Annotated in this window: 13 protein-coding genes; 5 read left to right on the top strand and 8 right to left on the bottom strand. The window is 38.0% G+C overall.

Annotated elements, in window-relative coordinates; translation table 11 throughout:
- The first annotated feature begins 194 nt into the window (after positions 1 to 194).
- On the top strand, positions 195 to 698 hold the full coding sequence (locus tag AC0L7T_RS10305; RefSeq protein ID WP_473342510.1) for a SixA phosphatase family protein: 504 nt from the start codon (positions 195 to 197) through the stop codon (positions 696 to 698).
- On the opposite strand, the gene AC0L7T_RS10300 is transcribed toward AC0L7T_RS10305, so the two are convergent.
- From AC0L7T_RS10300 to AC0L7T_RS10275, 6 genes are all read right to left on the bottom strand, one after another.
- A complete protein-coding gene (locus AC0L7T_RS10300; RefSeq protein ID WP_473342508.1) occupies positions 685 to 1,416 on the bottom strand; it encodes an SDR family NAD(P)-dependent oxidoreductase in 732 nt (243 codons plus the stop codon). The genes AC0L7T_RS10305 and AC0L7T_RS10300 overlap by 14 nt on opposite strands.
- A gap of 177 nt (positions 1,417 to 1,593) precedes the next feature.
- Positions 1,594 to 2,952: an MATE family efflux transporter gene (locus AC0L7T_RS10295; RefSeq protein WP_473342507.1), complete on the bottom strand. Its 1,359-nt coding sequence runs from the start codon at positions 2,950 to 2,952 to the stop codon at positions 1,594 to 1,596.
- Between the two features lie 13 nt (positions 2,953 to 2,965).
- On the bottom strand, positions 2,966 to 3,505 hold the full coding sequence (locus AC0L7T_RS10290) for an NUDIX domain-containing protein (protein WP_473342506.1): 540 nt from the start codon (positions 3,503 to 3,505) through the stop codon (positions 2,966 to 2,968).
- Between the two features lie 56 nt (positions 3,506 to 3,561).
- The gene (locus tag AC0L7T_RS10285) at positions 3,562 to 4,044 is read right to left on the bottom strand and encodes an Lrp/AsnC family transcriptional regulator (RefSeq protein ID WP_014018107.1); all 483 of its coding nucleotides are present in this window, start codon (positions 4,042 to 4,044) and stop codon (positions 3,562 to 3,564) included.
- A gap of 210 nt (positions 4,045 to 4,254) precedes the next feature.
- Positions 4,255 to 5,457, bottom strand: coding sequence for a tetratricopeptide repeat protein (locus AC0L7T_RS10280; RefSeq protein WP_473342505.1), 1,203 nt, complete (start codon positions 5,455 to 5,457; stop codon positions 4,255 to 4,257).
- A gap of 243 nt (positions 5,458 to 5,700) precedes the next feature.
- Entirely contained in the window at positions 5,701 to 6,894 is a 1,194-nt protein-coding gene (locus tag AC0L7T_RS10275) for an NAD(P)-dependent oxidoreductase (RefSeq protein ID WP_473342504.1), read from the bottom strand.
- Positions 6,895 to 7,288: 394 nt separating this feature from the next.
- Here AC0L7T_RS10275 and AC0L7T_RS10270 point away from each other — a divergent pair, with 394 nt between their 5' ends.
- Positions 7,289 to 10,264: a glycosyltransferase family 117 protein gene (locus tag AC0L7T_RS10270; protein ID WP_473342502.1), complete on the top strand. Its 2,976-nt coding sequence runs from the start codon at positions 7,289 to 7,291 to the stop codon at positions 10,262 to 10,264.
- 112 nt (positions 10,265 to 10,376) lie between these two features.
- Here AC0L7T_RS10270 and AC0L7T_RS10265 read toward each other — a convergent pair whose 3' ends face one another.
- Positions 10,377 to 11,153: a class I SAM-dependent methyltransferase gene (locus AC0L7T_RS10265; RefSeq protein WP_473342501.1), complete on the bottom strand. Its 777-nt coding sequence runs from the start codon at positions 11,151 to 11,153 to the stop codon at positions 10,377 to 10,379.
- Positions 11,154 to 11,228: 75 nt separating this feature from the next.
- Between AC0L7T_RS10265 and AC0L7T_RS10260 the strand changes: the two genes are divergently transcribed.
- The 3 genes from AC0L7T_RS10260 to AC0L7T_RS10250 are packed head-to-tail and all read left to right on the top strand — an operon-like array spanning position 11,229 to position 14,568.
- The gene (locus tag AC0L7T_RS10260; RefSeq protein WP_473342499.1) at positions 11,229 to 12,452 is read left to right on the top strand and encodes a GWxTD domain-containing protein; all 1,224 of its coding nucleotides are present in this window, start codon (positions 11,229 to 11,231) and stop codon (positions 12,450 to 12,452) included.
- Positions 12,425 to 13,210 carry a 23S rRNA (guanosine(2251)-2'-O)-methyltransferase RlmB gene (rlmB, locus tag AC0L7T_RS10255; protein ID WP_473342497.1) on the top strand — a complete coding sequence of 262 codons (786 nt, stop codon included), beginning with the start codon at positions 12,425 to 12,427 and terminating at the stop codon, positions 13,208 to 13,210. The genes AC0L7T_RS10260 and rlmB overlap by 28 nt, the downstream gene beginning before the upstream one ends.
- 11 nt (positions 13,211 to 13,221) lie before the next feature.
- Positions 13,222 to 14,568, top strand: a complete 1,347-nt coding sequence (locus tag AC0L7T_RS10250) for a DNA recombination protein RmuC (RefSeq protein WP_473342495.1) — start codon at positions 13,222 to 13,224, stop codon at positions 14,566 to 14,568.
- A gap of 37 nt (positions 14,569 to 14,605) precedes the next feature.
- Here the strand turns inward: AC0L7T_RS10250 and AC0L7T_RS10245 are convergent, their stop codons facing one another.
- Positions 14,606 to 15,259 (bottom strand): transcription elongation protein SprT, encoded by a 654-nt coding sequence (locus AC0L7T_RS10245; RefSeq protein ID WP_473342494.1) that lies wholly within the window; start codon positions 15,257 to 15,259, stop codon positions 14,606 to 14,608.
- Positions 15,260 to 15,268: the final 9 nt, after the last annotated feature.

Below are 15,268 nucleotides of genomic sequence, written 5' to 3'. Positions count from 1 at the left end.
TGGATCAAGCATTAGTGCCAGGATTGGGACAATAATCGGCCGAATATTAGAAGTTATGAAAACTGAATCATAGCCTGTTGATTTTAACGAAAGTTTATTATATAAAAGAGTGGCTACCGTCGTTTTAAGCAATAGCACTCTGTTAATTTATAGCATTATACTGTTATTACTTCAAACTCAAAAAGCGGTACCCCATGAAAAAATTAGTAATTTGTAGACATGCAAAATCCTCATGGGATGACCAAGCATTAAGTGACCATGAAAGGCCCTTGACCTATAGAGGCTTAAAAGATGCACCGATGATGGCAGCAAGAATGCACACCAATCATATTTTTCCAGAAAAAATATTGACTTCAGATGCGATAAGGGCAAAAATGACTGCTGAATTTTATCTTAAAGCTTTTGAAAAAATGGAGGTAGGCTACGAAGTGTCACATGCCCTTTACCTGGCTTCTGTACCTGAGCTTTTAAAAGAGATAAAAAAAACAAACAATAAGATAAACAGCCTATTTATTTTTGGGCACAACCCTGGTTTGACGGAACTGGTTAATTATCTTGGAGAGCCTTTGGTAAACCTTCCTACAGCTGCTGTTATGGGATTTAAATTTGACGTAAACAGTTGGGAAAAAATAAGTAGGGACAATCCATCTTTTTGGATGTATGATTTCCCTAAGAATAAATCACCTAAAATTTTCTAACATCCTGCAATACTTCATCGAAATCTAAAGGATTATCTATCAAGTACAAGACTTTCTCTGCCACTTTATCAGGGGTACTTAGGTCTCCATTCTCTTTAAAAGATTTAAACTTAGACAGTCCAGTAAAATCCTTTTCAGAAGCTGCCCTAATTGATTCCTGCATTGGGGTGTCAATAATACCCGGTGATAAAGCGAACAGTTTAAACCCTAAATCCTTTAGGTCAGATTCATGCTGTGCTATTAAAGTCATTTGATTTAAAGCAGCCTTGGATGAGCTATAGCCTGACCAACCATCCACTACCTTTGCTGCTGCACCTGAACTTACATTAATGACTACTTTAGTACCTTTATTGTTCTTGTATTTTCGCATAAAGGCATTCATTAGAATTGCTGGGGCAATGACATTTAAAGAGTGGATTGTTTTTATGTCCCTCGGAGAAATATTTCCGTTATGAGCGATATCGCCTATCCAACCTGCATTATTTATCAATACTACCTTGTCATAATTCCCAAACGGGAAAATCTCATGTAATTTATCGATCAAGATATTGCTGTCAGAAAGATCAATTTGTAAAGGAATGAAATTATCCTCTACCTGAATTGGACTTCTTGAAATACCAATCACCCTTGTATTCGGTAATTTCAACAATCGATTTTTTAGTGCCTTACCTAAGCCTTTACTGGCACCAGTAAGAATATATAGAGATTGTCCTTCCATTTTATAATAATTTATGCGTTTGAACTATGTGCTGAAAAAGCGAATCCTTTACGGAAAAAACCAAATAAAACTTGATTCAGCCTAAAAAAGGCAATGGTCATTCTATTATATGGAAATATCTCCTTCATGAAAGACCGGAGCATTTTGACCTGGATTTCAAATAAGTGATTTATAAAATTAGGTTTTGGGAATTTCAAAACTGCGCTTTAATTTTAAACTAAGGGAATGAAACCGATAAACAAGCATAATAGCAGTAAGGGTTAGACCAATTAACAATCCAATCCAAATACCCAATTCATTCCAATGAAGTACGAAAGCCAAATAATACCCAAGAGGAAGCCCAACTACCCAATAGGCAAGAAGTGTTACTAGCGTGGGTATTTTCACATCTGACAACCCTCTCAATGTCCCTAGAGCAACTACTTGTAGCCCGTCTGAAATTTGAAAAATCCCAGCAATAACCAAAAGACTGGCAGCCATTTCTACTACCTGACGATCATCAATATAGAGCAAGGGCATGTAATTTTTCAACAAAAGAAAAGTGATTGCAAACACGGACATAAAGACGGTCACCATCCCAAAGATAGAAAACCCCACTTCCCGGAGCTTAATAATATCTCCCTTGCCAAGTTGATTACCTATCCTTACCATAGCCGCTGCTGATAGCCCTGAAGCCATCATATAGCTTATTGAAGCGAGGTTAATAGCAATTTGATGCGCAGCTAAGGCGTTGACACCTATCCAGCCCATCATTATGGCAGCCGTACTAAAAGCCCCTACTTCAAAAATAAACTGCATGCCTGTAGGAATGCCTATTCCAAGCATTTTTTTAACGATTGATAATCTTAGTTGCTTAAAATGTATGCCACGAATATACTTTTTATACCTTTTCGATTTTGTCACATACAGGTACAGAGCCCAGGCCATAAGTATTCGGGAAATCAAAGTAGCCCAGCCTGCACCATTTAACCCTAAGGCCGGAAAGCCCCAGTTACCATAAATTAACAACCAGTTTAACCCAATATTCAAAAGGTTAAAAATAATCGTTACAAACATGGCTTGTTTGGTTTGAGAAAGCCCTTCTATAAACTGTTTGTACGTTTGGAAAAACATAAAAGGCAGCAAAGAAAAGGTAATAATCAACAAATAAGGAATAGCAAGTATCACTACCTCCTGGGGCTGATTAATCAATTTCAATCCTGGAGAAATGGCTAAAATCAACAAAAAAAGAAAAATAGAGGCCACTGTATTGATCACAAACCCATGATTCAATAACCTTCCAATTTTACCCGTTTTCCCTTCGCCGTCAGCAGCTGCCACCATAGGGGTTACCGCCATAGAAATTCCAATGCCAAACATTAAAATCACAAAAAAAATACTATTGGCGAGAGAGGCTGCAGCCAATGGTACAGCACCTAATTTACCTACCATAATATTGTCCGCCACTCCAACCATTACTTGGCCAAGTTGACTTAACATCACTGGGTAAGCCAAGGTAAATGTCTTATCAAAATTAACTCTAAAGCCTTTGAACATTCAATATTGGTATTTATTTTTTCAATATAACAGCAGTTTTTAAAATGGCTGCCATGCTAATGGCATCTGTGATTTGTCCATCCAAAACCATTTGATAGGCTTCCTCGAATGGTAAGTACCAAATTTTCAGATCTTCCGTATCATCAAACTCAGTTTCACCCTGTATTAAATCTTTGGCCAGATACACATAACCGACCTCATCCGTAACGGAATTTGAGGTATGTATCTTTAATAATTCTGTCCATTCATTTGCCTGCAGACCGGTTTCCTCTTTAAGTTCTCTTTTGGCACTTTCAAGAGCTGTCTGATCAGCAGGGCCACCTCCCATTGGGATCTCCCATGCATATTCATCTAGCGTATACCGGTATTGGCCCACAAGCCAGGTATAACCATTTTCGTCAAGCGGAATAATTCCAACTGCCAGGTTTTTAAAAATCACCTTCCCATAAATGCCTTTTTTTTGAGTGGGAGTTATTACCTGGTGTTCTTCTACCTTGATCCAAGGGTTGTCGTACACCTCTTTTTTAGAAATTGTTGTCCACGGATTTTTCATAACAAAAAAAAGGGTGACTGAAAGCCACCCTTTAAACGCTTTAAATAATTGTAAGTTTAAGCCGGGATAGGCAAAACCTTGCTGTCTTTAAAAGTGGAAAGGATTACCATAGATTGCATAGAATCTACTTCCTTAATCTCACTTACCTGCTCCAACATTAACTTCTGATAAGAGTTAATGTCTTTAGATATGATTTTTAAAATAAAATCTCCTGTTCCAGTGATGTGATGACATTCGATCACTTCTGGGATTTGGTTGATCTCCTTCATAAAGGCATCTATATTAGACTTATTATGACCGATCAAACCTACCAAAACAAAAGTACTAACTCCAAGTCCAATTTTCTCTGGATCTAACTTGGCGTGATAGCTTTTAATTATTCCCGATTGTTCCAATTTTTTAACTCTCTCTAAAGTTGGTGCTGGAGACAATCCTATATCTTTTGAAAGCTGCGCATTTGTAATTTTTGCGTTGCCTTGTAGAATTTCTAAAATCTTACGGTCAATTTTGTCAAATTTCACTTTTATACTATTATCCATATTGTAAAGAATTTACCGAATTATATGTGGCACAAAGGTAATCTAATTTATATTTATTTTAAAGACATTTACGAAAAAAACGCAAGCATGGACGGAATATTGTTGTTTAATTGTCATTATTTTTAAAATTATTACACTTACTGTTTCGTAATTTCCTAAAAAACGTGGTTTTACCATCGATTAAACTAATAATGAACATTTTAGTGCTTATCAAAGTTTATTCTTTTTCAAAAAATCTCGGGCTTCCTTATTTGCTGGGTGTCGGCGCTTCGAATTCTCTTTAACTAAGTTTAAATAGCGCTTGGCTTCTTTTTTATTTCCCTGATCAAATAAAATTTTCCCCACCTGAAGAAGTGAAAACAAATAATAACCGCTATCCTGGGCTTCCAACTCGTTACCAAAAGCCACTGATTTTAGGTAATAGGGCAATGAATTTTCGGCTTGCCCCATTCTATCGTAATTTTGAGCAACAAAAAATGAGGCATACCTTCCACTAGTGGCTTCATACCCTGTCCATTTTTCATCTATTCGTTTAAGAATTTCCAAAGAAACATCCCTGGCCTCTCTTCCTCTACCTACCGCATAAAGTTGCCTGGCATAATGCCTGTGAAAGTAGGGGTTATTGGGATATTTACTATGGAGATAACTCGTAATTTCCAAAGCTTTAAAAGGCTTTTTTTCCTCCGTAGCATAAAGTCTGAATAGAAAATATTGCGCTTCAATTCGAGCGTAGAAAGAACTTTCAGCTACTTCTTCCAATTGTTTCAATCCCAATTGTTGATCTCCTTTAGGGAACAATAACATTAATGGTCTTAACAAAGGGTAATTCTCAGGTATCCATACTGAAAAATAATTAAACAACGCATCTCCCAATAACAATTCAGGACTCAACTCCTCCTCACCCCTGCTTAGTTCCAGGTACTTTAATGCATTTTTACTGGCAATCGTGGAACTTGTCCAATTTTTTCTTTCACTATGCAATCTTCCCTGAAAACCGTAAGCCCCAGCCAGAAAAAAAGCTGCTTCTTTATTTTCAGGATTTTCATATAACAGTTTTTCCGCTTTTTCTATGGTTAAATCCATGTATTTAAGCATGAGCGCGTCATGGCTTTTGTTGTCAACGGCTACAACAATTTTCCACCATTGGCTCAATCCCATTAAAAAATAAGGAAGAGGGTGTTCTGGGTAAGTATAACGCATGACAAGAAAACCCCTTTCAGCTTGCTCAAAATCAAAGTTATACATGCTATTGATGGCGTCGGTTATTCTAAACTGAAGTCCTTTGTCAAGCAAAAGATATCCGTTTTCCTGCGAGCTCACATCAGTGATGACATCCTCCTGAGCCTGAACTTCTGCAGGGACGATACTATTTATTATTAGTAATAAGAATAATACTATCTGGATATTTTTCATTAAGATCGTTTTCAATAAAACTCATTTCACAAAGCATAAACGCTATATGACAATAATTAATTTCGAAAATCCAAAAAAAATCTTTTGTCCAACTAAAAAACAGGTCCTGAGGAGAATTTCGTGAGTAATATTTGATCACCTATTAATTTCAAGGTGCCTATAAAAAAACAGACCCATTAAACCACTACTACAAGAAATGTAATATTGGCCAATGGATCTGTAAACAGCAATAAGATTAAAAAATTAACAGCTTACTTTTATACCTAATCGATTTTTTAAGTTTACATCGGAAATGGTGCTTTTCCAAGCTTCCAATGCCAAAGAATCGGGTATATTTATATCGTCAAATGTAATTAATTCTCCTTCCTCAATATTTCGCTTCAATTGAACTTGGCTCATTAAGCCAATAGGGATATGGTTAGGGCAATCAGTAATTTTGATCGCTTCACCTCTTACTTCCATCCCACCAATTCCTTTGTCAATATAAGAACCTGAAATCAATTTTTTCTTTGCGATCGTGCCTACACTAATGGAAGGAACATCTCCATTGTCAAGCAAAATCTCATTGTGATTCACCAAATTCAAAATACTGTTAGGTATCTCAAAAAAGCACAAATGCATGGGTTTGTATAGCAAATAAAATGGACCTTTACCCATTTTGTAGGTTGTCAATTCTTCTGCCAAATCTTCTTGGTGAGTAGCAGTGATGAACACACCTGGAGGTGACTCTCTGGAGATAATGTAATCACTGATAACCGAATTTTCTTTTTGAGCAATTTCACCCAATGCAAAAGCTCCAGTTTCAAAATCACTTGTTTCGTACCCCACAAGACCTTGCTTAACAATATCCAGGCCTAGGCCATTTGCTATTAGTGCTTGTTCAATCTGAAGTTTTGTTCCATCGGTAAAGGAAGTAACAGAGCTAAGGCTATAACCTTGTTTCTGCGCCCAATACAACATGTCTTCTAATGTTGGGGTTTTGTTTAGAAACCCTTTAATATTACCATACACCAATGGCTTAAAGCCCATTTGAATCACTTCCTTATTAAGCGCAGCAAGACAGCCAGGTTGGTCACCATTTGCTTCTGTAATCACACCACGCTTTGACAACCATGAGCCAGTTAGCACCTGAGTGTCGGCATCCATAGTAACGACCGGAAGTCCGTAAATAAATGCTTTGTCAATAATTTCTGTTGAATAAATGGGGTCTCCAGTGCTAACCACTAAAAGATCTGAGCTGTCAAATACCTCTTCAGGGGAAGTGGTTAAAAATTCCTGACTAACTCCAAGATCATTAATTAATCCTGCTCTTCTGGTCAATATCTTTGAGATGACCATGTCTTGTCTTCTAGCAATGAGTTTAGCCAAACCCCTGCCGATCCCGCCAGTACCTACTATACCGATCCTAAGTTTTTTACCGTTGTTACTTTTCATCATTAAAAATTTTGTTTGCTGTTTGTCTGCTGTTTATTCATGACGATGTAAAGGTAAGTAAAAAAATTTAAAAACCATTTTATTGTATTTAAAATACATAAAAAATATTTTAAAATAATCAATTTAACTAATCAGCTTATATAAATCCAAACCTTTATTACCTACATTAAAATCAGGCAATTCGAAAAAACAGGGCTGGTATACAACACAAATAAGTTTTTTATAAAATTTAATTTTGCTCCATTATATTTATTTTTTTTTCATGCTGTCATTCAATTCTTGATGAAACATCTAATTTTTACGCCTATTCAACCAACTTTCATTTTTTAAATAAAGCAATTCAACTGTAATTCATGATATTTTTTTTATTTTCGCCTTTCATAAATATTCAGGTAACATGCTAAATTATGCCAGGGTTAACAATCTCGCAGGTTGGACCACCTTCTTTATTGCATTTATTACTTATTTGCTCACCATCGAAGAAACTGCTAGTTTCTGGGATCCGGGGGAATTTATAGCAGTAGCCTATAAATTACAAGTACCCCATCCCCCTGGTGCTCCTTTCTTTTTGCTAATCTACCGTATGTTTAGTTTTCTAGCTTTCGGGGATGTTCTTGAAATTGCGTATTGGATGAACGTAGGTAGCGCTTTGTTTTCTGCCTTCACTATATTATTCTTATTTTGGACCATTACGCTTCTTGGTAGAAAGTTATTACTCAAAAATAATGAAGCACCGGATAAAGAGCAGATTTTCACCTTAATTGGTGCCGGATTTATAGGTGCATTGGCTTACACCTTTTCAGATAGCTTTTGGTTTTCGGCAGTTGAAGCCGAAGTATATGCCATGTCTTCCTTCTTTACTGCCATTGTTATCTGGGCCTTTTTGAAATGGGACGTTATCAAAGACCCCAGGGATGAAAACAAGTACATGATCTTTATTGCTTACTTGGTAGGATTATCAATAGGAGTCCATCTCTTAAACCTTGTAACACTTCCAGCACTTGCACTTGTCGTCTACTTTAAGAAATATAAAAACCACAACTTAAAAGGAGGAATAATCGCCTTTTTATTGGGTGGGGTGGCATTGGTTGTAATCAATAACTTTATTATTCCAGGCCTGCCAAGCATAGCTGGGTCTTTGGAAATATTTTTCGTCAATAGTCTCGGACTTCCATTTGGTTCTGGGATAATTTTCTTTTCCATCGTTTTCTTAGGAGGCCTTGTTTTTGCGGTTATTTACTCTTATCGCAAAGAGAAAGTAATCCTCAACACCATATTATTATGTTTCTCATTTATTCTTATTGGATACAGCTGTTACGCATTGATAGTAATCCGAGCAAATGCAGAACCTGTTATCAATGAAAACGATCCAAAAGACATCATTAGCTTTGTCAGCTATTTGAAACGTGAGCAATATGGCTACCGCCCTTTGGTTCAAGGGCAATATTTTACCGCTGATGTTGTAGATCAGGTAGAAGGTGATCCTGTATATGCCAAAGGCAAAGAAAAATATGAGATAGTCGATTACCAACTTAAAAACATCTATGACCCGGAGAAGACCACTCTTCTACCGAGAATATACTCTACCCAAGAGCGCCACAAGCAACTCTATAGGTCTAAACTAGGGCTGAGGGAAGGCCAAGACCCTACCTTCTTTGACAATGTTTATTTCATGTTTGATCATCAGCTAGGGCACATGTATTGGCGATACTTTATGTGGAATTTCAGTGGTAGGGAAAGTGATTTAAGTAATTCTCCTTATTTAAGTATATGGAATACAGTCACCACAGATTTTCCAGATTATATCAAAGAAAACAAAGGCCATAACAATTATCTTATGCTCCCTTTAATTTTAGGGTTGATAGGAATGTTTTTCCAAGCCAAACATGATCCGGAATCATTTTGGCTTACATTGTCACTATTCCTAATGATGGGCGTAGTGCTGGTGCTTTATCTCAATTCTCCACCTGTAGAACCACGGGAGAGAGATTACATATACGTTGGTTCTTTCTATGCTTTTGCCATTTGGATCGGATTCAGTGTAATGGCCATCAGCAACCAGCTTAAGAAAATGAAAAAAGGCCTGGTGATGGCTGGGGTATATGCTGCCCTTATCGCATTGCCTGTACCAATATTAATGGCTTCGGAAAACTGGAATGATCATAACAGGTCTGACCGTTATTTCTCGGTGGACTCTGCAAGGAATTTCTTAGCCTCTTGTGCCCCAAATGCAATTCTATTCACTGGAGGAGACAATGACACCTTCCCCCTTTGGTATGTACAGGAAGTGGAAGGATTCAGAACCGATGTGAGGGTTATCGTACTCAGTTATTTTGATACTGACTGGTATGTAAAACAAATGGCCAGACCCGTCAATGAATCTGCTGCACTGGATTTCACCTTGGAATACGACAATTATAAAAAAGGCACCAACGACGTGCTATACGTCACAGAGAGAATTGAAAGCCTGCCATTGGTAGATTACCTTAAATTGTTAAAAGAAAACAGTGACTTGTTGAAGCTTTCTGGTAACAGGTCAAGTAGCAGTATCAACACCGTTCCTTCTCGTATTCTGACCTTGCCTATCAACACAGAAAACGTTGATAAGTCTGGAATTGTACCGGAGGAATTTAAGGACTTGAAAATACCAAACATCAACATCCGTATTAAAGGGAACTATGTAACCAAAGGCAACTTGATGCTACTGGATTTAATTGCGACCAATAATTGGGAAAGGCCTATTTATTTCAACAACACATCTCTGGCTACCATAGGGTTTGACATGAGTAACCATGTAGTAATGGAAGGATTAACCTACCGACTGCTTCCTATCCAGAAACCAGACAATCAGGATGAACTGATCAATACAGACCTGGCTTATAAGAATGTTACTGAAAATTTCGCCTTTAGAGGAATGGACAATCCAGACAACTATTTTGACGATGAGTACAGGCGTTTCACGTCTAATCACAGAAGCGTGCTAAATAGCATTGCCATAGCTTTACTGGAGGAAGAGGATAAAGAAAGGGCCGCAGACATTATGCGTTTGAGTTTGCAAAAATTACCGGGTGCAGCAATCCCTTATGATTTGGCCAGCGGACAGGCTGTCCCAATATTATTTGAATTGGGAATGAAAGATGAGGCCATGGATATAATAGCGCAAATGTCTAAAAAATCTATAGAAATGCTGGATTTCTACCAAGAGACCGGAAGGGAAATGGATAGAGAAGCTCAAATTTCCATGCAAATGTTGAATTACTTTATAAAAGTTTTAAATGATCAAGGCTATGTGGAGAAAGCCAATGAAATTCAGCTGGAATATATGCGAATTTTCGGCTCAGCAGCTGGAAACCAAGGTATACAAAGGAGATAAAAACTATTCCAACAGCTGAACAGTAGGTTTGGAATCAAAAAAATAGCCAAATTGGCGCAATTATATACAATCGACTGCCCGTCACAGATGGGCAGTCGATTGTTTTTTAAAGCTATTTTTTGTGCAAAATATAATAAAGGTCAAGGGCATTTTCTGGATCATCCACAAACAGATAGTCCTCATGATTTAACTGCTCTACAGCCTTCCCCTGCTTTTTATGCAACTTGTTTCTATTGGCCCTATTAAGTATTTCGTAGGGAATTCTAAGCAATGCAGAAGGGAGTCTGTATTGAAGATTAAGCACATCCCAGCGGGTAATTTTATGGACAGATTCCTTATTGGCAGCATAATAATCCCAAACTTTGGAATTGCCTCCGACCCCCTTGGTCTCCACTTTATCAAATATAGAAGTACATAACTCTTTTAATTGAGTTGGGGTATATTCCCTGGTATGCCAGGGGTTTCTAGTCAATGAAAATCTGATGTTAGGGGTAGAAATCAAGGCCATTCCACCGGGTTTTAACACGCGATAGATTTCTTCAAGGTATTTTTTGTCGTCTTGAATATGCTCAATCACCTGAAAACTCACTACTGAATCGAAGGAATTGTCTTTTAGGGTGGCCATGGGTGGAATAATTGCCTGCTCAAATGTAAATTCAGGGAATTTATCCTTTAGTCTGTCCAGGATTTCTCCTATCTTGTCCATGCCATGGTAATGTTGTACCAAAGGGCCGAGAACATGTACCCCTCGACCTTCACCACAGCCTATTTCCAGCAGATTGCCTGAAACATACTCTTTAGCAACAATGTATGCTTTAAAAAGGCGTTGATGAATTGGGTTGTCACTGATCAACTTATCGGAAGTAATTTCCGTTGTATAGGTAGCCATCTAAAATTTTATTATTTTCAACAAAATTAAGGTTAATTTTTAAAACCAACTATGGAAAAAATAAAGTCATTGCATATGAAACGAATTATTGGGTTTATATTTATTTTAACCCTGCTTTCCCTTCCAACTTTTGCACAAAAAAATCTGCAAAGTATCAACCAAAGTTTAAGGTATTCAAGGTATTCCAGAATATCATTAAAAGTAATCCCTATTGAAACCGCTGACAGAACCTTTAAACTTCAAATGTTAGTAGAAAAAATAGAGGATGGAGCCAATTTTGATGATTACCTTTTTTCTTATACCATTGTCAATAGTTTTGAGCAAAGAATTGATGATGACAAAGTAATTGCATTGGACCGGGACCTCCTTAAAAAAGACACCGATAGCCATTTTTATTTTGAAGAAACGGTGGAAATACCTTCCTCTGATGAACAGGCCTATGTGATTTTCAGGGCAACAGATACCCGACAGGAAGATGAATATGTTTATCATGCAGATTTAATAAGCCCATTTATTGCAGACCAGCCTTCTTTCGGCGCTTATTTTGGGAATGATATTCCTTATGACCAGAATTTTTTAAATGTAGAAGAATCCCTGCTTTTTAAAAGCGAGCACAGTGTAAGTTTGTACAGGTATTTTTATCCACAGGAATTCCCAATCCCACTTCCTCCCATGGAAACAAAGTCACCAGAAATAGCCAAAGAGACGCAAGTAATTGACGATGGGGACTTCCTGGTAAATGTGCCCGTACCTTTTGAGAAATCAGGCTATTATTTTGTACAGGAGGACACCTCAACAGCATCAGGCCTAATGATTAAAACTGCAGGAAAGGCTTTCCCAAAGGTATCTACCTGGGAAGAAATGATCCAAATGGTGGCCTATATATCCACTCGCAAGGAACATGAAACCCTCCTTGCCGCTGAAAACAAAAAAATAGCACTGGATGAATACTGGATCAGAATGACCAGAGATGAGGAAGCAGCCAAAGGATTGATCAAAGAATATTTTAGACAAGTAGAATTTGCCAATATTCTGTTTACTGACTTCAAAGAAGGATGGGCAACGGACCGTGGAATGGTTTATATTATTATGGGTCCTCCGCAAGAAGTTTACTTTAATTTAGACAAAGAAACCTGGGTTTACCTGGCTCAGGATTCAAATTCCAAAATAACCTTTACCTTTGCACGAGTAAAGAATATTTTAACCCCCCAATATTATACATTGAATCGATCCAGAGCCTATCAGCCTGTATGGTTCAAAACAATCACAGCATGGAGAAACGGAAGGATGGTTTTTTAATAGACAAAGACGAAGACCAAAAAGATTTTATATTTGGCATCAGGCCTATAATGGAGGCCTTGAATGCAGACCGGGAAATAGACAAAATATTGGTCAATAAGGAGCTCAAAGGAGACCTCCTGAAAGAATTACTTGCTTTAACAAAAGAAAAAAAACTTCCGGTAACCAAGGTTCCAGAAAGCAAACTTAACCGCATTACCAGAAAAAACCATCAAGGGGTAATTGCTTATATTTCGTCTATAGCCTATGCTTCATGGGAAAATGTGGTCGACAGTACCTTTACCAAAGGGGAAGCACCGCTTATCTTGATGTTAGATAGGGTCACAGATGTTCGTAATTTTGGTGCCATCGCCCGAACGGCAGAAGTAGCAGGAGTACATGGCATTATTATCCCTGAAAAAAGCAGTGCTCAGATCAATTCAGATGCTGTTAAAACTTCTGCTGGTGCGTTGAACTTTTTACCGGTAAGTAGGGTAAGAAACCTTTATTACACACTCAAAGACCTTAAGAAATCAGGACTAAAAGTGGTGGGCGTAACTGAGAAAACTGACCGAATGATGTATGCGGCAGATCTTACCACTCCTACTGTTTTGGTAATGGGTTCTGAAGAAGATGGGGTTTCTGATGAATTGTTAGGCTTGTGCGATGAGTTCGTAAAAGTACCTGTACATGGTCAGATCGAGAGTCTAAACGTATCTGTGGCCACTGGAATAGTGATTTATGAAGCCATTCGCCAAAGAAATCAAGCCGATTCTTAATTTTAGTATAAATGGCAATTGAACTGGTTGCGCTTTTGGTATTAATGGTCGGGATCATAGCTGTATTGGCTGTACTCCTGTATCAATCTCAACAAAAGCGTGACCATTTGGAGAAAAACCTTAATGCCCTGACCCTGGAAAAGGAGCGTTACAGCGAAAAATACCAACTCCTTCTGGGACAACAGGAAAGTATCAAACAGAACAATTCAGCTCTTTCGGTTTCAGTCAAGTCTCTTGAAAAAGAAAATTATCAGCTTGCACTGGATAAAGGAAAATTGGATAGCCAATTCCTTTATTTGGAAGAAAAGCTAGCCTTTCAAAAACAAGAACTTAACAAAATTGGCAGTCAATTTCAGCAAGAATTTGAATTGCTGGCCAACAAAATCCTGGAAGAAAAAGCTAAAAAATTCACTAGCCAGAATCAGGTAAATATTGAAAATATTCTCCAACCATTGGGGAAAGAATTGGAGGCGTTTAAAAAACAAGTTCAAGAAGCCTACGCCATGGAATCCAGAGAACGCTTTTCGCTTGAAGGAAAGGTCAAGGAACTCGCCCTGCTCAATCAGCAAATCAGCCAGGAAGCCAAAAACCTGACCAATGCCTTGAAAGGAAATGCCAAAATCAGGGGCAATTGGGGTGAGGCTATTTTAGAAACCATCCTTCAAAACTCCGGACTGGAAAAAGACCGGCATTATAGCATTCAAGGATTTTTGAAAGATGAAAATGGTCATCCTCTTATCGGTCCAGATGGCAAAAGAATGCAGCCTGATGTGATTATCCACTACCCTGACGACAAGAAAGTAATCATTGACAGTAAAATATCACTTATTGCCTATGAGAAATACAGCAGTGCTATAGGTGAAACCGAACAAAAATTAGCTCTTGACCTTCATATAAAGGCTCTAAAAACCCATATAGACCAGCTTTCTGCAAAACAGTATGAGGGCTACGCAAAGGCCCTGGACTTTGTGATCATGTTCGTCCCATTGGAAGCCGCTTATATCGTAGCCCTTCAGGCAGATCCTCAAATTTGGGAATACGCCTATAAAAAACGGGTATTATTGATTAGTAGCAGCAATCTTATCGCAGCCCTTAAGATGATTAAAGACCTGTGGATTAGAGATGATCAATCCAAAAATGCTTTGGAAATAGCTGAAAGAGGAGGCAAACTGTATGACAAACTTTCAAATTTTGTAAATAGTCTGGAAGATGTAGGCAAACACCTCGACAGGTCCCAGGACAGCTATGCTACGGCCATCAAGCAACTTAAAACTGGCAAAGGAAACCTTATTTCACAAGCTGAAAAACTCAGAACCTTGGGGATAAATGCCCGGAATAAAATTTCAGGAGAGCAATAAAAATTCCAGACTGTTTCCCCATGGCTTTAAACCTGAACTAAAACGGAACATCTCCAGGATCATCCACATTTTTGACCACCGCATTATTTGATATCAGATAATTTCTTCCTGTGGAAATCTCCTGACAAAGCACTCTTGACCTTTGGGTGCGCATTTTCTTAAAAACTCTTTTTCTTAATTCGAAATGCGCATGTTGCGGAAGATCTCCCAATAGAGGTTGTACAAAAGTGAAGGCATCTTTGTCATATTTCCTCAACTCCTTCATTAAGAAGAAATCGGCTCCCGTAGAAGCTTTGGGGTTCCCCATATGTAACCGAAGCGGAATTAAAACATCCTTAGGAAACACTCGCTCATGTAACATTGGAGCCATCAACCATTTGAAAGATTGCTTCCACTCTATGCCATGTGGCATGATCCCATTCCCAATTCTATCCTTGTACTTGCTAAAAACCCGATGGTGGGCCACCTCATGGATAAAAGTAATTAAAAATTGGTATTGATTTAGATCGTGATTGATGGTGATCTTTTGAATGCTTTTGTCCTTTCGGTAGCGAAAATCCCCCAATTTAGTCCTTCTAGATTTGGCAATTTCAAAGAAAAAAGGTTCCTCTTCCCAAAGGGAAAAACAATAGGACAAGGCGTTTTGGGGCACCCTATCCTTTAATAATTCAAACCACTTTTCCTTATTCACCTATTGACT

It is taken from the genome of Cyclobacterium sp. 10D3-21, from assembly GCF_055809755.1.
This window is presented reverse-complemented; position numbering and strand designations above follow the sequence as displayed.

What these genes read in the sequence shown, in the direction of transcription:
- AC0L7T_RS10270 (WP_473342502.1), top strand. Translation starts at nt 7,289, where the DNA reads ATGCTAAATTATGCCAGGGTTAACAATCTCGCAGGTTGGACCACCTTC.
- AC0L7T_RS10305 (WP_473342510.1), top strand. Translation starts at nt 195, where the DNA reads ATGAAAAAATTAGTAATTTGTAGACATGCAAAATCCTCATGGGATGAC.
- AC0L7T_RS10280 (WP_473342505.1), bottom strand. Translation starts at nt 5,457, where the DNA reads ATGAAAAATATCCAGATAGTATTATTCTTATTACTAATAATAAATAGT.
- AC0L7T_RS10250 (WP_473342495.1), top strand. Translation starts at nt 13,222, where the DNA reads ATGGCAATTGAACTGGTTGCGCTTTTGGTATTAATGGTCGGGATCATA.
- AC0L7T_RS10295 (WP_473342507.1), bottom strand. Translation starts at nt 2,952, where the DNA reads ATGTTCAAAGGCTTTAGAGTTAATTTTGATAAGACATTTACCTTGGCT.
- AC0L7T_RS10290 (WP_473342506.1), bottom strand. Translation starts at nt 3,505, where the DNA reads ATGAAAAATCCGTGGACAACAATTTCTAAAAAAGAGGTGTACGACAAC.
- AC0L7T_RS10285 (WP_014018107.1), bottom strand. Translation starts at nt 4,044, where the DNA reads ATGGATAATAGTATAAAAGTGAAATTTGACAAAATTGACCGTAAGATT.
- AC0L7T_RS10265 (WP_473342501.1), bottom strand. Translation starts at nt 11,153, where the DNA reads ATGGCTACCTATACAACGGAAATTACTTCCGATAAGTTGATCAGTGAC.
- AC0L7T_RS10260 (WP_473342499.1), top strand. Translation starts at nt 11,229, where the DNA reads ATGAAACGAATTATTGGGTTTATATTTATTTTAACCCTGCTTTCCCTT.
- AC0L7T_RS10275 (WP_473342504.1), bottom strand. Translation starts at nt 6,894, where the DNA reads ATGATGAAAAGTAACAACGGTAAAAAACTTAGGATCGGTATAGTAGGT.
- rlmB (WP_473342497.1), top strand. Translation starts at nt 12,425, where the DNA reads ATGGAGAAACGGAAGGATGGTTTTTTAATAGACAAAGACGAAGACCAA.
- AC0L7T_RS10300 (WP_473342508.1), bottom strand. Translation starts at nt 1,416, where the DNA reads ATGGAAGGACAATCTCTATATATTCTTACTGGTGCCAGTAAAGGCTTA.